Genomic DNA, 19493 nt, shown 5'->3' with positions numbered 1-19493 from the left:
ACCGGCCACAAGCTGGTCCGCGCACAATCGATGGATGACGATCGGACATGGCACAGACTGCAGCAATCGGCGGAGAAGGCCGCAAGGCAAGGCGCGACGGAAGTCTCGCTTACCTCGTGCCGGCCTTTCTGCTCGTCGTCCTCTTCTTCATCCTGCCGGTGCTGATGCTGCTCCTCCGCAGCGTGCTGGAGCCGGAGCCGGGAATGCAGAACTATGCGACCCTGCTCGGCTCGACCACCTATCTCCGCATTTTTCTCAACACGTTCATCGTCGCGGGCGTGGTGACAGCGATTTCCATCACTATCGGCTATCCGGTCGCCTGGCTTCTGGCGATCATGCCGGAGAAATGGTCGCGACTGGTGCTGGCGATCATCATCCTCTCTATGTGGACCAACTTGCTCGCCCGCACATATGCCTGGATGGTCTTGCTGCAACGGACCGGCGTGATCAACAAGACGCTGATCGGCCTGGGTGTCATCGACAAGCCTCTACCGCTGGTCAACAATCTCGTCGGCGTAACCATCGGCATGACCTATATCATGCTGCCCTTCGTGATCCTGCCGCTGATCGGCGTGATCCGGTCGATCGATCCGGCGATCCTGCGCGCGGCGGCTCTCTGCGGCGCCAACCGGCTGCAATGTTTCACCCGCGTGCTGCTGCCGCTCTCGATGCCCGGCATCGCAGCCGGCGCGTTGATGGTCTTCGTCATGTCGCTCGGCTATTTCGTGACGCCCGCGCTGCTCGGCGGGACTTCCAACATGATGCTGGCCGAACTCGTGGCGCAATTCGTCCAGTCGCTGGTAAACTGGGGCATGGGTGGAGCCGCGGCACTCGTGCTGCTGGTCGTCACGCTGACGCTCTACGCCGTGCAGCTTCGCTACTTCAACCCCAATAAAGCGAGGTAGCCATGCTGCTCGATTTCGACAAGCTCGGTGCGCTGCGCGGATTCCTCATCGGCCTGACCGTGCTGGTCTGTCTGTTCCTGATCCTGCCGATCGTCTTCATCGCGGCACTCTCCTTTGGCTCGTCACAATGGCTGATCTTCCCGCCGCCATCATGGACCTTCAAATGGTACGAGGAGCTGTTCGCCGATCCGCGCTGGTTCTATTCGGCACTGACGAGCCTCAAAATCGCCGCGATCGTTACCGTTCTCTCCGTCATTATCGGCTTTCTCGCCGCGCTTGGCCTCAACAGGGGCAGGTTCCTCGGCCGCGACGTATTGCGCGCACTTTTCCTCACGCCGATGATCCTTCCGGTCGTGGTGCTGGCCGTTGCGCTCTATGCGGTCTTCCTCAGGCTCGGGCTTGCGGGCACCACATTCGCCTTCGTCGTCGCCCATCTGTTGATCGCGCTGCCGTTCTCGATCATCTCCATAGGAAATGCCCTCGAGGGCTTCGACCGGTCGATCGAGGACGCCGCCATCCTGTGCGGCGCCAATCCCTGGGAGGCACGGCTGCGCGTGACCGTGCCGGCCATCAGTCATGGCATCTTCGGCGCGGCCATCTTCTCCTTCCTCGCCTCATGGGACGAAGTTGTTCTGGCGATCTTCATGGCGAGCCCGACACTGCAGACGCTGCCGGTCAAGATCTGGTCGACGCTTCGCCAGGATCTCACGCCTGTCATCGCGGCAGCCTCCACGCTGCTCATCGCCTTCACCATCCTGCTGATGGTTCTCGCCGCACTCTTCCGCAAGGGAAAGAAATCATGACCCAGGCCTTCCTCAGCATCCGCGGCATCCGCAAGGTCTATGGCCCGGTTACGGCTGTCGAGAACGTGACGATGGACATCGCCGAGGGCGAGTTCATGACCTTCCTCGGCCCCTCGGGCTCTGGCAAGTCGACCACGCTCTACATTCTCGCCGGCTTCCAGGATCCGAGCGACGGCGACATTCTGCTCAAGGGAAAGAGCATCCTGGCCACCCCATCCCACAAGCGCAGCATCGGCATGGTGTTCCAACGCTACACGCTCTTCCCGCATCTCTCCGTCGGCGAGAACGTGGCCTTCCCGCTCCGCATCCGCCGCCGTCCGCAGGCGGAGGTCGCCGAACGCGTGAAAGCCGCGCTGAAGCTCGTGCGCCTCGAGGGTTTCGAGGACCGCAGGCCGGCACTGATGTCGGGCGGCCAGCAGCAGCGCGTCGCACTCGCCCGCGCGCTGGTCTATAATCCGCCGGTGCTGCTGATGGACGAGCCGCTTTCGGCGCTCGACAAGAAATTGCGCGAGGAAATACAGTTCGAAATTCGCCGCATTCACCAGGAAACCGGCGTCACCATCCTCTACGTGACCCATGACCAGGAGGAGGCACTGCGCCTGTCCGACCGCATCGCCGTCTTCAGCCAGGGCGAGATCGACCAGATCGGCACCGGCCCGGAACTCTATGCGGCACCGGCGACCCGTTTCGTGGCGGGCTTCATCGGCGACAGCAATTTCATCGAGGCTGATGTGGTTTCCTCCGACGGACAACATGCGAAACTCGCACTGCCCGGCGGAACAGTGATCGACGGCGTACCGCTACATGGCGCACTGTCCGGCAGCGGCAAAGCCGCTCTCCTGCTGCGGCCGGAGCGTATGAACCTGCATCTGGGCGAGAAGCCCGGCTCCCTCGGCGGCACGGTGCGCGATATCACGTTTCTGGGCAACAATATCCATGTGCTCGTCGAGCCCGAGGGTGTTGCGCCGATATCGGTGCGCTTGCCCTTCGGACACGCCGCGCTGGCAGAACTTGCGCCAGGCAACAAGGTTTCGATGAGCTTCAATCCCAGCGACGCACACGCGTTCAAATAGGTCTCGCGGCCGGCCAGCAGACGTCTCGCCGGCCCGTTCCATGTTCCGCTCGCGGCCCTGCCGCGCGCTCGGCGCCGCTACGCCACAAACTATCTGATCGCACGAAGCTCAAAGCGGCCGTCGCAGCATCGGAACGAGCGTCGGCGACGAACCGACCTGGATCGCGCCGAGTGGTTCGAAGCCATAGCGTCGGTAAAACGGAATGTTGCGCGGGTTCGAGGACTCCAAATAGGCTGGCGCGTGATCGCGGTCGCACCGCGCGAGTGCGTACGCCATCAATGCATCGCCGTGACCTTTGCCTTGATGCGCCGGGTCGACGCCGATCAGGGGCAGGTACCAATGTGGTTCGGTCGGGTGATACGTGGCCATCTGCTCGAATATGGCGGTGGTTTCGGGGGTAAGAGAGTGCTCAACCGTGCTTTCGAGCACCGCACCGAGCCCTTCCTCGTCGGAATGTACCCCGGGCGATAGCCACAGCGCCGTTCCGGCGTAGCCCTCGGTGCAGAAGGCGCTTCCGTTAGAGAAGGCGCCGCTCCCGAACGCGCGAATCATTCGCGGCATCGCCGCAAGGTACTGGTGTGCACGCGGCCAGGTCCATCGCGCCATGGGATCCGCTGCAAACGCAAGCATGACCGTTTCGGCCGCCAGATCTTCCTCGGTCGCGGCCATGACTCTCACTGTTGGCGATTTCACACTGCCCTCCTGACGTAGGTGGTCCGACGGGGCGCCCGCGCCCGTTCTCAACGCCGCATCGTAACCCGGATGGCGTGGGAGCGATACCGGCTGCTGCTGGCTCAGCGGCTTCGGATTCTCCTAAACCTGCTGGGTAACGATCAGAACGACATGTCTCCTGCGATCCGGTGGCACAGAACGACGCAGTCTAGTGCATCAAAACACCCGAGCCGATGTCCGCTACCGGAACATTTGAGGCCGAGGGCTTTTGTAACAACAGGGTCGTTGGTTCTAATCCCTTCACCCTGAAAAGCCCGTATTCGACCGGATCGATTGTCTGGCGAGACAGCTTTATCGAGTATTGACGCGCACGGCTCCGGCACAAGACGTGCCGACGGCAAAAAAAGCCTCAACCGCCATAGTCATCTAAAGCGATAGTTGCAAAGAATGCACCCTTCCATCATAGTGGCTAAAACCAAGGGGAGGATCAGCCATGCCGAAGAATGGACCCAATCCAATCGACGTCCACGTTGGCGCACGTATTCGCGTACGGCGTATGATGCTGGGGCAGTCACAAGGAAAGCTGGCCCTGGGACTAGGCATCACGTTCCAACAGGTCCAGAAATATGAAAAAGGCACGAATCGTGTCGGGGCCAGCCGGCTGCAGCACATCGCGACGCTTCTCGGTGTCCCCGTCAGCTACTTTTTCGCTGGAGAAGATACCTCGCTGCTGGCACAACCCAATGGCAGTGTCAGTGAGGATGCCATCATCTCGTTTCTGTCCAGCCGCCAGGGCATCGAACTCAATAGTGCATTTCTCAAACTCGAGAATACGAAGGTTCGTCAGCGCGTCGTGCAGCTTGTCACGTTGATTGCCAAAAACGAGGACGGCATTTCGGGGGGCGAGGACGGCTTGGCTCAAGTCTGATCGCAATTCCCATGCTGCGGCTACAAACCTTCGGAGAGTTGAGACTTTCGCAAGATGGGCGTGGGGACATGCCGCTTCCCGAGAAGGCCCTCCTTTTGCTGGCCTATATGCATTTGGAAGGCGTGAGCCGGTTAACCCGCAATCAAATCGCAGGTCTCCTATGGAGCGAAAGTGATAAGTCTGCGGCGCAGGCCAGCCTGCGCAAGATGATTGAACGCATCCGGCGTTTGTCGGCCGACGGTTGGAGTGTTCCCCTCATTTTTCAGTCTGACGCCGTATGTCTCGGCCCGGACAGGGTGGATGCGGATGTCGATCTGATCGTCGAATCGTCAAAACCCTTCGATCTAAGGTCTATGTCGGGCCTCCTCAAACAGGCATTTCTTCAAGCGCCCGCGTCGATTGCATTTTCAGTCTGGCGAAACAAGCAGATCGACACGCTGTTTCGCAAACTCAAGACGGCCTTGTTCGAAGTGTGGGCAACGAACTCCCGGTCACGACACCTCAACGACATTGTCGAGATCGCCTATCTGCTTCTCGAGCACTATCCGGATGAGAGCAAGATCCGCGAAATCCTCGTCGAGGCACGTCGCGAAGGGCGAGGCGAGCCGACGCTAATCCCCCCAGATCTCCGGGTTCGTCCATTGATATCCATGGACAGCGGCGGGCTGCCAGCGCCACCCCCGACCAATTTGCCCAGGCTGGTGCTGCTGCCGCCGATTATCAATGGCTCGGTTTTATCGTCGCTTGCATCCGCCTTGATCGAAGACATCACCATGGGTCTTTGCTCGCTCCGCTCGGTCACGGTCGTGGCTCCTTACACGGCCGAGAAAATCCGAGCGATGCCCGACAAGGCCACCCATCTCGAGAAATTCGCGATTACCTACGTGATCGACACCGCGCTTTCCGATGAAGGCCTTTTCGTCCAGATGATCTTCTTGCCGACGGACAGCATCATCTGGGCCGAGCGGTTTCCGCTACCTTATGATCACGTGACACTGCGCAGGAGCATTGCGAATTCGATTGTCAGAGCGATCGTGGCCGAACTTCGGAAGATGGAAGCCGACGTCGCGGACGTTCGTTCCAACCCGGAGGTCTACCTCACCTACCTCAAGGCGAGCCGTCATCTCAAAGGCCTTTCGCTGCCGGAAATCCGTCGAGCACGTAGCGGGTTCAAGGACACCCTGAGACTGGATGGTTCCTTCGCGCTAGCCTATGCGGCATTGGCCAGAACCTATTCCATGGAATGGGTGCTGACGGCCCGCGGCGACAGGAACCTGCTTTCATCCGCGGAAGCGAGTGCCAGGCTCGCGATCAAGGGGAACCCAGAACTCTCTTCCGCCTATCGTGAGCTCGGCGTTGCCAAACTCTATCTTGGGGACGTCGATGAAAGCCTGGAGGCGCTCGATCGAGCAGAGGCGCTCAGCCCCCACTTCGCGGACGCAATCTATAGCTATGCGGACTCGCTGGTTCACGCATCGCGTCCATCAGAAGGTTTGAGCAAAATCGAGAAGGCAATTTCGCTCAACCCGATTGCCCCGGATGACTACTTCTGGAGCGCAGCGGGCGCGAGTTACTTCCTGGGGCACTTTCAGGAGGCGATCTCCTATATCGATCGCATGGCGAGCCCCGGCTCAGCGCAACGTCTGCTGGCCGCCAGCTGGGCGATGCTGGGCAACAGCCGCAAGGCACGGTTTCATCGGCGCAAGGCGCATGAACTCAATCCACATTTCGACCTCGAACTGTGGTTGTCGGTCCTCCCTGTCAAGGAGCAATGGCAGAAGGATCTTTATCGTGAAGGCCTGTCGAAGGCAGGTTTTTGAAGAACAAGAGGGGACAAAAATGTCGAAGATTGTTGTGATCGGTCTTCCTGGAAGTGACATGGTCTGGTTGGCGGATATTGATGCAGGCACTGTGCGGCCACTCAACCCCGCACCGTCGCCGCAGCTTGACGCCATCACACAGATCAGAGCTGCGGGCGGCACGGTTATCAAGGATGTCAACCTGGCGATTGCGGTAGAGGCGGCTGATTCTGCGTTTTCGGGCTTGTTTGACACCTAAGTCAGTGCATTGCGCGTTTCGGCAGCCGACCGGCTCTTCCCATCAGGCGTGACCTTTGAGAGGGTGCGCCCGCATCTCGCACGCTTTGGGATCACACGTGTTGCGCGGCATACCGGGCTCGACAAGGTCGGGATTCCCGTGTGGTGCGCCTACACGCCGAATGCTAAATCCATTGTCGTCGCCCAGGGAAAGGGCGTCACTGATGATGATGCCAGAACATCGGCGACGATGGAGGCGCTCGAGCGTGCCGTAGGATGCGATCCGCATGTGCCCGTCATAGCGGCGTCCATGGCTGCTTTGGAAGGGGAGGGACTTCGTGCCGATCCGCTCCCTCAACTCATCGCGCGCGGGCAGGATTTGCTTTCGGCCGATGAAATCATCGACTGGGTTGCCAGTTCCGATCTGTCGACCGGCGAGACCGTGTTCGTGCCGTATGAGGCCGTGACGCTCGATCGCACGCGACCAAACAACCGCTATTGGCAATCATCAGATGGACTTGCGTCCGGCAACACAGTCGAGGAAGCGGTCTACCACGCGTTGATGGAGCGCATCGAAAGGGACGCCCACACGCTCTGGCAGCTCCGCAAGCTTCCGCAGCAACAATCGATGTGTATCGATCCCGCCATTCTTGGGTCTTCAGAGGTAACGCGCCTGGAGCAGCAGCTGGCAGCGGCCGATTTGGAACTTCGCCTCTTCGACATAACCAGCGATGTCCAGGTGCCGACATTCGCCGCACTTGTCGGGCCGGCGCACGAGATCAGGACGAATTCGGCGCGGTTTGTCGAGGTGACCTATGGCTGCGGAACCCATCCCGAGCCGGAGCCGGCGGCAGTCAGGGCGTTGACCGAAGCCGCACAGTCGCGTCTTACCTATATCAGTGGCGCGCGGGACGATGTCTTTCGGGAGGTCTTCGAGCGTCCGTTGCCGGAGCGTATCCGTGGCTTGTTTGATGCGGAACCTCGCCAGATCGCTCGGCCCCACGCAGGCGAGGTCTTGGACACGACCGGCGTTTTGAACCGACTTCGCGCTGTTGGCGTCCACGACGTGTATGCACTCTCCCTCAGCAACCCGGATCTTCCCTTCGCCGTCGTCAAAGTCTTGGTCCCCGGACTTGAGAACCCGGAAGGCGCTCGGCGTCAACGCTTCGGATCCCGAGCCATCGCCAAGGCGCTCTTTGCATGAAGGTCCTGTTCGTCGGCCCCAGCATTCCAGATGCCGCCTCGATCGTGGATCCCGGAGTAATCGTTCGCCCTCCAGCAACACAAGGCGACGTCATGGCGGCCATTGATGACGGTGCGACCATTATCGGTCTCGTCGATGGCGGCTTCGAATATACCGCGCCCGTCTGGCACAAGGAGATTCTCTACGGTCTCTCAAGGGGCGTGAAAATCCTTGGCGCGGCAAGTATGGGGGCACTCCGCGCGGCGGAATGTCATACCTACGGCATGATCGGTATTGGTCGGATCTTTGAAGAATACCGTGACGGGACCGTGATCGACGACGCGGACGTCGCGCTTCTTCATGCCCCCGCGGAGATGAACTACCTTCCCCTCACGGTGCCGATGGTCAATGTCAGGGCCACGCTGCTCCAGGCTGGAAGCGACACGGTGATCACGCCCAATGAGGGAGATGGCCTCGAGCGAAGTGCAAGGGACGTATTCTTCAAAGAGCGAACTTGGGTCAAGATTGTCCAGAATTGCCAGGACCTTGCTCCGCCTCGGAAACTTGAACTCGGCAGATTGCTTCCAATCGCGCAGATCGACCAGAAGCGTCGCGATGCGATTGCGTTGGTGGAACGCCTGAGAAATCCAGATTCGGTGGCTGCACCGGCCGTGGCCTGGACGTTCCAGACAACACCTTTTTGGCGAGAGAAGTTTGGACTATTCCATGAGTAGTGTCACGGTCGTGTCACGCGCGCACCGATGTGGTCTGCGTTAATCTGTAGTCCTCTGATCGAGGGGGCTAAACAAATGGATGCAATTGTACAAAGCGCAGCGAGCTGGGAATCGGAACTGACTGCCATCGCGCGTCTCGTTATTTATGCTCAGACGGCAGCACGTGACCTGGGAGCCAAGGATGTCGAACATCACCTGGCGAACACTCTCGATGCAATCGTTCGAGAACTGCAGGGCGCCTCCGATGACGCGGATATGCAGATCGTCACATCGCCTCTTCCAGTCACCGCTACCTGCCAATAATGGCGAAGACCAAATAACCGAGAAGCTTCGGGTGTAGCGAGCCGAGCACCCGACCAGCTGTTTTCGGTCTCGCAGTCGAGATTGGCTGCGGCAATGACGAAGCCTCCTTAGAGTTCGATGAGCTGGAGCTGGGCTGCGCACGCAGGGGCGCTGGCCGCAGCGGGGCGTCGGACGGAAGCCGTAGAGCTTGTCTCACGTGCAATGGCGGCGCATCCCGTTCTAAGCGTCGAGTTGATAGTGAACGAACCCGGCTGGAGTGACGTCGAGCGTCAACGCTTCATTGATACGATGCAACTAGCCGGCTTCCCGACTGCGCCAAACCCGAAGTTCTCGCGAAGATCGAAAAGCCCAGGCGTTTGCCAGAATGGTCGCACCTGTCCGGATTCGTATCGTCGGCGCTAGCTTTCGATGCCGCTTTGTACCAATCCCAGACTGGGCGTCGAGTAAACAGATGCCCGCGATCTCGTTGGGAATTCTATTCGTGGACGGTCCGCTTCCGGCCCCAAAGCGGCCACGCATGCCCATCCTCATCCGACCCGACGAGGTCATAAACGTGCGGCGTGCTGCCCATGCCATTGGCAGGTCGGAGAAGACAGTACGGCGCTGGTGCAAGGAGTAGGGGCGAGCAAGTTGATATTGCACGAAGCGAGATCATCGCCGCGGCTCTAGTAGGAATCAGCCCCAAAGGACGAACTAGAGGGCATTATGGCCACTCAAATCATTGCCAACCATGTCCTCGCCATGAAATTTGCCGGCAAGCTATTCCGTGCCGACAACTTCAAACAGCAAGAAGCGATCGAAAAGGTTTACGCGAAGTTGGCACGCACCATGCGGGCGCAGATTGAGGCGCTTCAGCGCCAATATTTGCTCGTCGGTCGCCCTGATAAGATAAGTCAACTCAGACTGCAGCTCATCAATGTCGATGACGAACGACGGTTCGATCGCGGAACAAAGGTGCTTGGCTGAATGGCGGCTATTCGGATGGTAAGCGAAACCAAGCAGCTTGCCAGACGGTGATTCGAGATTGCCCATCGCCGTCTGGATTTGCGGTGAAGTCGTCATCTGCCGCAGGACCCGTTCGACAGTGTCGGTTACCAGTCTGAGGCCGTTGTTTTCTGGGTTCAGGTATGCGGCATTGATAGGCTCGGCCGCGAAGATCGCCACTGCCCCTGTGAGCATGACGGCGTCGTGGATTTCGGATTTTGAGCAGATGTCTTCCATTGCAGACCTCTGAGGTTGGGCAACATTACGGTTCCTCGGGCCGCACCGAATTGCAATCGTCGGCCGCATCACCTCACGTCATTTCTGGTATCGTATTCAACGTCGAAAGAAAGTAAATAGTATTATCTGAGAAAATAGGTTAAATACGACCATTTAAGAATCCTAAAGAGAATGTCAGAGTAGATAAATTTATTCTATGAAGCATGTTGAAAAATAAGACATGGAATTTTGAAGGCGAATCTTAATTTAAATCACCTGATCGCAAATTAAGATATCCCGCTATCTCAAATAATTCTACTGAATATCGCTTGATGAGCTCTCATATCTCGAAGTATTGATGCTTCCCCGGTTACGCAGTTGTGAAGCGTATATCTGCAAAGGTTGGCACATGGAGGCCTGACCATAACGGCCACTTTCGTCGTTTGTTACTGAGAATACGGTGCCGCAATTGCATGGCCGCAGGGGCCCTCAAGATTCAAAAGTGGGCGCCAAAATACAGACACGTGCGTAGCAGCGTCGCCGCGGAAATCCATGTGGGATATCTCGCCACGACCATCAGACGTTGCGGCCGATAGATTGAGAAACGGAAGCTGCCACTGGACCCGGCGCTCGTGAGATTCCTCGTAAATGGATGCAGGAAAGTCTGCATCTCAGCAACGGGGGTTTGAGGGGGTGGAAATCTCGGCTTTGCAGGATTTGAGAGGTAGAAAACAAATTCAGCATCGCTGGAAAATAGTTGCCGGGGACCCTGCGAATCCGAACCAGGGTGCCTCGAATATTGCACAGCTAATATTCGCATTCGCCACTTACTCGGACGCCGTCTTGACGGTCAGCAAATGCTTGTCGAGTTTGTCGGCATTCCAATCAAATTGGTAATCGAACCCGACTGCGAACCGGTTGTCATTTGGCTATAAGAAACGGCTCTTTCGCACCTGCGCTCGGGCCGGCATGCCATCACAGGGGGCACCTGAACGGTATTAGCCATGCAACACACCTTCTTAGCATCAAGGCGCGACTGTCGAAACGTTGAACGCCGTCATTAACTCGGCTTTCATGGCCCCACCCTCTCCAGAGGTGATCCGTCGTGCCAACCTGATTTCTCTCGAGTTCGAAAAGCATGTCTATTTGCGACCGGGAGGCGTTTCAACGCTGTCCGTCTTGAGTGCTGAGAACAAGTCTGGCACGCCACAGGATTTCGACATCCCTGACGAGCTTGCTCGGATGTATCAGGTTTATCGTGACGATATAGCGTCCGAGGTTCTGGGACGGAAGCCGATCCACGTATTCGCTACGAACAACGAAGAAGAAGGTGTCAAAAGCGATGGCATGCTTTGGTACTTGATCAAATTTTATACGAAGAAGTATCTCGGCTTCTCCATGAATCCTCATGTGTTCCGCCATCTGGCGGCGAAGATTGTCCTCGATGAAGAGCCTGGAGCACATGTTTCGGTGCAGCAGCTACTTGGTCATAAGAAGCTGCAGACGACGGCAAACTATTACGCTGGATTGAATGTGAAGCGCGCCCAGCGTCATCATAATGATCTCCTTGGAAAGAAGCTTTCGGAACATCAGACGCGCTCGAAGGGTCGCAAGCAGACAGGAGAAGGCAATGGCGGATAGACTCAACAGGGGTCTGCCGATGGCTCGCTGGCCAAAAGAGGATCGTAAGAAATTTGCGGAAGCGTTTGCACCTGCGACCGATTGGCTGGATACGTCCAGGGAGAATTCGCTCTCACCCGCCACGGTGAAGCATTTGGAATATGCCTATGGAGCCTTCATGGGCAGTCTGGACAGCGAACTCCTGTCCCTATCGCCGGCGGTTCGTGTAACACGTGCATCGATAAGGATGTTCCACGACAAGCTGGCGCGCAATGTGAGCCCAGTCGGTATCTCCATCGCGATACAAAGGCTCTACTACGTTATGCGCTCAATGTGTCCTCCAATTGCGGACTGGGATTGGCTTGGGCAAATTGCCACAGCTCTCAGAATTCGTGCTGAGCCTTTGCGCCACGACTTCGTCTTGAGTAGCGACCTCTATCCCGTCGGCATATCAATGATGGATGAAGTGCTCGATAACTACCACGCTTCCAATCATCTGATCGGCACGGATTATTCGAAATTCCGCGATGGACTCATGATTGCCGTACTTGTGGAAGCGCCGATGCGGCGCGGTAATCTTGCAGCTATCGACGTCGTGGAGCACCTTGAAAAGGTGGGAATGCAATGGAACATCCACGTACCAGGTAGGCTCGTCAAAACGCGACATGCGTTGGACTACGAACTTTCCGAGCGGCTTTCACTTTATGTCGATTTCTATTTGGGGATAGTGCGCCCGAGTTTCGAGGGCTCGCGAGCACATAATTGCATGTGGCTTTATCACGACAGGCCGATGAACCCTAAAATGATTCGACGGTACTTAAGGAAACACACGCTGCAAGCATTAGGGGTGGCAGTCACACCGCATCGATTCCGCAATGCTGCAGCGACGTTCATTTCGGTGGAAGATCCGAAGAATATTCGTATGTCGAGAGACCTCTTGGGCCATCGTTCGTTTGAAATGACAGAGAAGCACTATGTGGTCAGAGCGGCATCGCGTCTCGCCGGACGAAGTTTTTCATTGGCCGTCCAACGTGCAGCTTCACGGTAGTTCGGCCCTCCGGGTCGACCTGTGATCATCCGTTTCTACGAGGCTACGCCGAGGCCGGCTTTGGTCCGGGGACGGAGGCAATGGGCCGGTCAGGACGTTGGTGTTGCTCGCATGAGTTTCCGCATCACGGAACTTGCTTGTCCGCCACCGGCCCCGAAGCGGAATGGGTTCCGCTTTGCGCCCCCATTCCCGTCGTTCGAACTACCAGGCCATCTCCTGTAACCTGCCGATCGCCTAAACTCATCCGGATGCCGAGAACGGGGAGCTCCGCCAAAAGCGCGTTCCAACGGACTTCAGGACCGTTTAAGAGTGACGCGGTGACGGTCGGGCTAACCGCATCCGACTTTGTCAGGACCTAGGACGAGATCGCCGATCAAGGAAACCAAGTTGCACTGCTGGCGTTTCGCAGGCTTATAAGTAATGCTGGCAAAGTGCATTGGTCGTGCGCCACAGGCTCATATTTGGAGGAGGACAAGGATGAATTTTCGAAAGCAGATATTCGGCTTTGCTGCGCTGATGGCGTTGCTCGTATCGGCCTCGGCAAGCTGGGCCGCTAGTTTCCCCGAGCGCACCATCAAAATGGTCGTGCCCTTCGCGGCAGGTGGCTCGACAGATTTGGTCGCCCGGCTCGTGGCCGACAAGATGTCGAACCTTCTTGGCCAGCAAATCATCGTGGAGAATGTCGGGGGTGCCGGCGGCAATATCGGCGCTGCGCAAGTCGTGCGGGCAGAGCCTGACGGTTATACCATTCTGATGGGAACCGTCGCGACGCATGCCCTCAACCCGCTGATTCTGAAAACCAAGCCCTATGATCCCCAGAAGGATTTCGCACCTGTATCGCTGCTTGTCATCGTGCCGAATGTGCTGGTAGTGAACCCTCAGTTCCCCGCCAAGGACATCAATGAGCTGATCGCACTGCTTAAGAAGAATCCTGACAAATACGTCTATGCGTCCTCGGGCAACGGAACGCCGCTCCATCTCTCCGGCGAGCTGTTCAAGACGATGACAGGCGTGACCGTGGAGCACGTTCCTTACAAGGGGTCGGGACCTGCGCTCACCGATCTGCTCGGCAATCAGGTCCCCATGATGTTCGATAATCTTCCGTCGTCATCAGGGCATATCAAGAGCGGAAGCCTGAGAGCCCTGGGCGTAACGACGAAGGAGCGTGTCGCATCCTTCCCCGATGTTCCCGCCATTGCGGAGACGGTTCCTGGTTATGAAACCTACAGCTGGAACGCCCTGTTCGCACCGGCAGGTACGCCGCCGGAGGTTATTTCGACTCTTCAGCAGGCCGCCGCGAAAGCGCTGCAGGACCCTGAAGTCGTCGACCGCATGGGTGAGTTTAGTGCGACGATCGTCGGCTCAACGCCGGAACAGTTGTCCGAGCATGTCAAGGCCGAGCTCGCCAAATGGGCTCCGATCGTCAAGAGCAGTGGCATCCAGCTCGACTGAGGCGTCAAGCCGCCGACATGCCGGCGTAGTCCGTGATCCTGTCAAGAACGTCGCGAAAAGCGCCCGGGCAAGGCATCATTGGTGGCGGTTAATGGCTTGTTGCGAATGTTATATATCGAATCTGTGCATTGGGGGCGGCAGAGAAGGATCGCCCCCGTCTACGTTGGAACTTTTCTACATCAGACCTTGTATGGTTTCGCGCATCCGTGCGGCTCCGCTTGATGTGCGTCCTCTCACACCCACTTGAATCTGGAACTTGCACGTTTTTCCAACGGCCAATGGTGGCCAAAGGAGAACTCAAATGGGTATCGCACAGTATGATCCTACCGCATTGGGTCGCCCGGCATGGAACTCCAGCCGGAAGGTCGGCGTAAAGAAGCCCCTAAAGCAGCGGCAGATTTGGGCAATTCGCTTCTTCCTCGATAGAGAGGGGCGCATCCGAGACCGGGCGTTGTTCGATCTCGCGATCGACAGCAAGCTACGAGGCTGCGATCTGGTTAAGATCAGGATCGGAACCCTCGTCACAAGCCAGGAAGTTCGAACCCGCGCCATGGTGATCCAGCAAAAAACCGGACGTCCTGTCCAGTTTGAGATCACGGCTGACGTCAGGGCAAGTTTGCTTGCGTGGCTCGAACGAAGAGGCGGAACAATTGATGACTACGCCTTCCCCAGCCGGGTCGATCATGCCGATCATCTCAGCACTCGCCAATATGCCCGATTGGTCGATGAGTGGGTGACTGCGATTGGGCTACGTCGTGAAGACTACGGCACGCACTCGCTGCGACGCACAAAGGCAGCGATGATCTACAAAGCCACCGGCAATCTCCGTGCGATCCAGATCCTGCTCGGACATACCAAGATTGAGAACACGGTTAGGTATTTGGGCGTGGACATCGAGGATGCCCTTGAACTCGCGGAGCATACGGAGATTTGAAAATGTGCGGCCCGCATCGAGCGGGGTCGACCGTATCGGCTAGAGCGGCTGTGCGCCATCATATCGGTCGTTAGGCCACTCGGTTTGTCGTTCTGAAAGCTGCCGGTCGGCTACCCAAGCGGCAATGTCTTCATTGTGATGGAGGAGCCCGGTCTCCCAAGGCATCACCGTCGCCGTGCCAAAGCAGGCGAGGGCAAGCCAATTCGCGCCTTGCGCGCTTCAAATATCATTGGCGACTCCGCCCCCGTTCCATGCGGCTGGCGTCTTCCCCGCCATATTCGAGTGCTTCCCATCCCATTCACAGGGCTTCAGGTGAGTTGAGCGAGGATATCGTCGACGACGCTTGGGACGGTACCCGTCGTGTCGATATCGATGCCGGCGGGAAGATATTCCCGGGTGCCATGGTAGCGGAGTACCAATGCGCGCTCGGCTGGCTCGAAGCCTGGCTCATTTGGCCGCCCATCCAATCGTCGGTTCAACGTCTCGAGGTCTATGTCAAGCACGAAAACCTTGTCGAAAAGGTCCAGGAATTTGTGGAAATTGCGCGAGCCGCCACAGAAGAAGGTGACTGGATGGGTGGTGTTGGCGGCAATAGCGCGGACCTTGTCGACAGGCCAGATCCAGTGCGCGTACCCCCAAACGATGCGGTCCGCTCCTTCGGGTGGTCCTGCGAGTGCCTGGCCTGTCTCGGGGTCGCCAACATAGGCCAAGACCCGGTCACCATGGACGACATGGTAGCCCCGCCGCTCCAGTTCGGTAGCGACAGACGTTTTTCCAGTCCCTGAACCGCCTTCGATCAGATAGCTCTTGATTCCCATTGGCGCCATTTATCACGGCCTTCAATCCGGAGTGAAGTGACTCAACGGGCGGCCGCTCCACCAACAAACTCACATGATCAAGGACAGGTTTCGGTGCTCTTCGGATTAGCGGCGGATGTCAGGCGGACACGCGCCCCCATATCGGTCATAAAGTCTCGCCAAGCGGCGTCTCGAAAGCGGACAATGCAGTGGACGTGCGAGGCGGCATGCGTGCGCCAATAACGCTCATTGGCGCAGCACTCCCCAGCAACACCCTCGAATTCGCACCCGACAGCTTCCGCGGTGCTTGTCTCGGATATTCAGTGCAGGGACCAGAGGACCGACGTGCCGGCGAGCGCGCTCTTCAGACGCTCGTTGGCTTCCACGCCGTCAAGGTCCGCCGAATATTCCGGGTTCAGGCGGTCGAGGAAATACATCGTCATTTTGCCCCGGTTTTTAACCTCGAGGGCACCCCGCGCCGTGCAATCGAAATACGGCTTCACCTGTTGATACGTGCTTTCGGAAATGTTGACGTGGTCGGCTTCGTCGGTGCTCTCCATTCGCGATGCAATATTCACCGCGTCGCCCCAGACATCGTAGGTGAACTTCTTCTTTCCCACGACGCCGGACATCACGCTGCCGCTGTGCAGGCCGACGCGCAGGTGCCAGGGTCGCTCGCCGATCGCGGTCCAGCGCTGGTTCGAGCGCATCACAAAGCGCTTGATTTCGAGAGCCGCAAGGCAGCTACGGACAGCATGGTCCTTTTGGCCCTGCATCAGACCGCCGGCGCACATATAGGAGTCGCCGATGGTCTTGAGTTTTTCCAACCCATGCCGCGCGACAATGCTGTCGAACTCCGAGAAGTACATATCGAGGTCATCGACCAGTTCCCGCGGGGAGAGTTCAGCCGCGGATCGGGTGAAGTCGACGAAGTCGGTGAACAAGATCGTCGCGGAGGGATGGTGGCGAGGTTCGACCGAGCCCTTCTCGGTCAATTCCGCGGCTATGTTGCGGGGCAGGATGTTGAGGAGCAGGTCGTCGGAGCGTTGCTTCTCGGCCGCCAGATCTTGCTGCGAGCGCATAAGCTCGGCGATCTTCAGACGCAGTTCGAGCTGGGCGGTGGTCTGGCGCGCGATGCGCCGGATGCATTCGGCCGTCTCGAAGGCGAGCTCGCGCGGCGTGACATCCATGAGGCAGAGCGTTCCCAGCGCCCGGCCGCCAGAATCGATCAGCGGCATGCCAGCATAAAAGCGGATGAAGGGTTCGGTTGCGATGAAGGGCATTTCCCTGAAACGCTCGTCGGCGATCGTGTTGGGAACGACCAGCAAGTCGCTGCGGCAGACGGCATGGCTGCAGCAGACGCCGGCGCGAGGGACTTCCTCGATATCCGGAGGAACGCCGTGACGGGATTTCAGCCAGATCTTGGTGTCGCCGACGATGTTGACCATCGCAATCGGTACGTTGGCGATCACCGCGGCGAGATCGGTAAGGTCGTCGAAGCCGGGTTCGGGGGCCGTGCCGTATACGTGATAGGCCTGCACCGCGGCCAAGCGCTCGACTTCGTTTTCGGGTACGGGAAAGTCCATGCCGGCGCTCCTCCCATCGCACGAAGGCCGAAAGGCCGCGACCGCTCGGGACGGCTCCGGCCCCTCCAGATATGACACCTGATGTTTTTGCGGCCTTGCCTGCTCAACCGTTCCGACCGCTCCTCCGCAGTCGGCTACCGCCTGAAACATACTCCAACTTCCCCGCTTGAGCAACGGAACGGGCAAGCTGCATCCGCCAACCGTCAAGCTACGCCTGCAGTCGAAACAGGGGTCGTCGGTGTCTGCTTCGCGCCCGCGAGTCAGCCGTTCCGGCCGCTATGCCGAATCCCCGAAAGCAGACGTTGGGCTCAGGCCGTCTCAACATCCGATCTGGGGTGGAGAGCGGCCACTCGCCAAGGTAGATTGGGACGACTCGAGCATGGAGCGGAAGTACAGGCGAACGGCTTCGGGCTTCGGGAGACTTGCCAAACGCGGTTCATTCCGGAAGCCCCGCTAGGCGATAGCCAGCGACGATATGCTGGCGCACGTCTTCCGCCGGGAAAGGCTGCGATGCCGACCAGTGCCGGATGGTGAAGTGCGGGTTGCTTATCATGAACATTTTCGCCTCCCAGCGCGCCTCCTCCAAGCGGCCAAGCTGCGCCAGACTCGCTGCCAGCAGGCGTCGTGAAGTCGTGCGATAAGTTTCGGGCCTGCGCAGCGTTTGGACCGCTGATTTGTAGTCGCCGATGGAATATTGAGCCTGGCCCAACATCCAGTAATACCAACCGGGCGGGTGAGGATTGAGCCGGAGCGCCTTCCGCACCTGCTCAATGGCTTCCGCAGGCCGCCCGTTTTCCGTCGTCAGTTCAGCCTGCATCGCCCATGCGTCGGCGTGGTTGGGGTCCAGCTTGTGGGCGGCGTTGAATTCGGCATCTGAATCCGCCCAGCGGCTCTCGTGGGCCAATATTACGCCCAATACCCAGCGATTCCCTGCATCGTTCGGGTCGAGTTCGACCGCGCGCTGTGCTTCGGCAAGGGCTTTTGCGCGGTTGGGATCCATCGGTTCGTCCCAGAACTCCCAGCCCAGCCAGAGGTTCAGTGCCAGCCAACGGTGCGCCTCCGCGTAGTCCGGATCGAGCGCGATTGCCCGGTTCAGCAGGAAAATGGCTTCTTTCGCGGTGAGCGCCGTTTGCAGGCCAAGGGCCCGCGCGCGCACACAGAGGTCATAGGCTTCCAGGTTGCTTGGTCTGTTGCGCGCGGGCGCGGCGATCAGGCGGCCCACCAAAGCTTCGACAATTTTGCCGGTCACCTCGTCCTGAACAGCGAAGATATCTTCAAGGCTCCGGTCGAATCGTTCGGCCCAAAGATGGTCACCCGCGATCGCGTCGATCAGTTGGGCATTTATACGCACCCGTCCCGCTGCCCGCCGTGCACTCCCTTCGAGAAGATGGCGCACTCCTAGCTCGCGCGCGATGCGACGCACATCCATGTGTCTGCCCTTGTAGGCAAATGCCGAGTTGCTGGCAATGACGAACAACTCACTGGTTCTTGACAGATCCGTGATCAGGTCTTCGGTGAGGCCATCGACAAATGCCTCCTGCTCCGGATCATTGCTCATGTTCGTAAATGGGAGGACGGCGATGGAGGGCTTGGTGGGGAGCGGCAGTAGCGCTTTGTCCGCCGGCACGCCATCTTCCGATGCGGTCGACAACCGAATCCGGTAGACGGACACCGGTTCGGCGACGTTCTTGATCGATTGCGGACCAAGTTCGTCGAAGCCGCAATCAAGCTTCCGCTTGACCTGGTCGTAGATGCCGCCGGAGACACAGATATCTCCTGCCCCGGCCATCGCCTGAAGTCGCACGGCGACAACGACGCCATCGCCGAACAGATCGCCGGCCTCGACAACGACGTCGCCCAGATTAATGCCGATATGAAGGTCGATTTGCCGGTCGGCAGGTATACCCTCGTTGGCGGCCGCCATCCTCTTTTGGAGTTCGATGGCGCATAACACAGCGTTCACAGCACTTCCGAACTCCACGAGAACGCCATCACCCATCACTTTTACCACACGGCCTTGGCGGTCGCGGACCAGTGGTTCGAGGATTTCCTTTCGCCGCCCCTTTAACGCGGCCAATGTTCCTTGCTCGTCCTGGTCCAGAAGTCGACTGTAGCCCACCACGTCGGCAGCCAATATGGCGGCAAGACGGCGTTGGGCCCGTTCTTCGGACATTTCACATTGCCTTCGTAGAACGCAGAGATCGGATTGTATGACGACT

General features: G+C 58.5%; 18 protein-coding genes. 13 read left to right on the top strand and 5 right to left on the bottom strand.

Annotation, left to right across the window (positions count from 1 at the left end):
* Positions 1 to 47 precede the first annotated feature (47 nt).
* From ACSQ26_RS19500 to ACSQ26_RS19490, 3 genes are read left to right on the top strand one after another with little or no spacing between them, the layout of a single operon-like run.
* Positions 48 to 905 carry an ABC transporter permease gene (locus ACSQ26_RS19500; RefSeq protein ID WP_436011762.1) on the top strand — a complete coding sequence of 286 codons (858 nt, stop codon included), beginning with the start codon at positions 48 to 50 and terminating at the stop codon, positions 903 to 905.
* Positions 906 to 907: 2 nt separating this feature from the next.
* Positions 908 to 1708, top strand: a complete 801-nt coding sequence (locus ACSQ26_RS19495; protein WP_436011760.1) for an ABC transporter permease — start codon at positions 908 to 910, stop codon at positions 1706 to 1708.
* Positions 1705 to 2781: an ABC transporter ATP-binding protein gene (locus ACSQ26_RS19490; RefSeq protein ID WP_436011758.1), complete on the top strand. Its 1077-nt coding sequence runs from the start codon at positions 1705 to 1707 to the stop codon at positions 2779 to 2781. The genes ACSQ26_RS19495 and ACSQ26_RS19490 overlap by 4 nt, the downstream gene beginning before the upstream one ends.
* 108 nt (positions 2782 to 2889) lie before the next feature.
* On the opposite strand, the gene ACSQ26_RS19485 is transcribed toward ACSQ26_RS19490, so the two are convergent.
* Positions 2890 to 3450 (bottom strand): GNAT family N-acetyltransferase, encoded by a 561-nt coding sequence (locus ACSQ26_RS19485; protein WP_436011756.1) that lies wholly within the window; start codon positions 3448 to 3450, stop codon positions 2890 to 2892.
* 496 nt (positions 3451 to 3946) lie between these two features.
* Here ACSQ26_RS19485 and ACSQ26_RS19480 point away from each other — a divergent pair, with 496 nt between their 5' ends.
* The 6 genes from ACSQ26_RS19480 (at position 3947) to ACSQ26_RS19455 (ending at position 8637) form a co-directional block, all read left to right on the top strand.
* A complete protein-coding gene (locus tag ACSQ26_RS19480; protein WP_436011754.1) occupies positions 3947 to 4381 on the top strand; it encodes a helix-turn-helix domain-containing protein in 435 nt (144 codons plus the stop codon).
* Between the two features lie 68 nt (positions 4382 to 4449).
* The gene (locus tag ACSQ26_RS19475) at positions 4450 to 6201 is read left to right on the top strand and encodes a hypothetical protein (RefSeq protein WP_436011752.1); all 1752 of its coding nucleotides are present in this window, start codon (positions 4450 to 4452) and stop codon (positions 6199 to 6201) included.
* Positions 6202 to 6220: 19 nt separating this feature from the next.
* Entirely contained in the window at positions 6221 to 6439 is a 219-nt protein-coding gene (locus tag ACSQ26_RS19470; RefSeq protein WP_436011750.1) for a hypothetical protein, read from the top strand.
* A 9-nt stretch (positions 6440 to 6448) separates the two neighbouring features.
* On the top strand, positions 6449 to 7621 hold the full coding sequence (locus ACSQ26_RS19465; RefSeq protein ID WP_436011748.1) for a YcaO-like family protein: 1173 nt from the start codon (positions 6449 to 6451) through the stop codon (positions 7619 to 7621).
* Entirely contained in the window at positions 7618 to 8334 is a 717-nt protein-coding gene (locus tag ACSQ26_RS19460; protein ID WP_436011746.1) for a TfuA-like protein, read from the top strand. Before ACSQ26_RS19465 ends, ACSQ26_RS19460 begins: the two co-directional genes overlap by 4 nt.
* A 75-nt stretch (positions 8335 to 8409) precedes the next feature.
* Entirely contained in the window at positions 8410 to 8637 is a 228-nt protein-coding gene (locus tag ACSQ26_RS19455) for a hypothetical protein (protein ID WP_436011744.1), read from the top strand.
* 759 nt (positions 8638 to 9396) lie between these two features.
* Here the strand turns inward: ACSQ26_RS19455 and ACSQ26_RS19450 are convergent.
* Positions 9397 to 9858, bottom strand: coding sequence for a hypothetical protein (locus tag ACSQ26_RS19450; protein WP_436011742.1), 462 nt, complete (start codon positions 9856 to 9858; stop codon positions 9397 to 9399).
* Between the two features lie 1026 nt (positions 9859 to 10884).
* Here ACSQ26_RS19450 and ACSQ26_RS19445 point away from each other — a divergent pair.
* The 4 genes from ACSQ26_RS19445 (at position 10885) to ACSQ26_RS19430 (ending at position 14891) form a co-directional block, all read left to right on the top strand.
* Positions 10885 to 11478, top strand: a complete 594-nt coding sequence (locus tag ACSQ26_RS19445) for a hypothetical protein (RefSeq protein WP_436011740.1) — start codon at positions 10885 to 10887, stop codon at positions 11476 to 11478.
* On the top strand, positions 11468 to 12505 hold the full coding sequence (locus ACSQ26_RS19440) for a tyrosine-type recombinase/integrase (RefSeq protein WP_436011739.1): 1038 nt from the start codon (positions 11468 to 11470) through the stop codon (positions 12503 to 12505). The genes ACSQ26_RS19445 and ACSQ26_RS19440 overlap by 11 nt, the downstream gene beginning before the upstream one ends.
* 477 nt (positions 12506 to 12982) lie before the next feature.
* On the top strand, positions 12983 to 13957 hold the full coding sequence (locus ACSQ26_RS19435; RefSeq protein ID WP_436011737.1) for a Bug family tripartite tricarboxylate transporter substrate binding protein: 975 nt from the start codon (positions 12983 to 12985) through the stop codon (positions 13955 to 13957).
* 301 nt (positions 13958 to 14258) lie between these two features.
* Positions 14259 to 14891, top strand: a complete 633-nt coding sequence (locus ACSQ26_RS19430) for a tyrosine-type recombinase/integrase (protein WP_436011735.1) — start codon at positions 14259 to 14261, stop codon at positions 14889 to 14891.
* A 308-nt stretch (positions 14892 to 15199) separates the two neighbouring features.
* On the opposite strand, the gene ACSQ26_RS19425 is transcribed toward ACSQ26_RS19430, so the two are convergent.
* The 3 genes from ACSQ26_RS19425 to ACSQ26_RS19415 form a co-directional block, all read right to left on the bottom strand.
* Positions 15200 to 15709, bottom strand: coding sequence for a nucleoside kinase (locus ACSQ26_RS19425; RefSeq protein ID WP_436015356.1), 510 nt, complete (start codon positions 15707 to 15709; stop codon positions 15200 to 15202).
* A 299-nt stretch (positions 15710 to 16008) separates the two neighbouring features.
* Entirely contained in the window at positions 16009 to 17274 is a 1266-nt protein-coding gene (locus ACSQ26_RS19420; protein WP_436011733.1) for an adenylate/guanylate cyclase domain-containing protein, read from the bottom strand.
* Positions 17275 to 17710: 436 nt separating this feature from the next.
* Positions 17711 to 19447, bottom strand: a complete 1737-nt coding sequence (locus ACSQ26_RS19415) for an adenylate/guanylate cyclase domain-containing protein (RefSeq protein WP_436011731.1) — start codon at positions 19445 to 19447, stop codon at positions 17711 to 17713.
* Between the last annotated feature and the right edge of the window lie 46 nt (positions 19448 to 19493).

This window comes from Rhizobium sp. LjRoot254, assembly GCF_964254105.1.
Taxonomy (GTDB): Bacteria; Pseudomonadota; Alphaproteobacteria; order Rhizobiales; family Rhizobiaceae; genus Rhizobium_E.
This window is presented reverse-complemented; position numbering and strand designations above follow the sequence as displayed.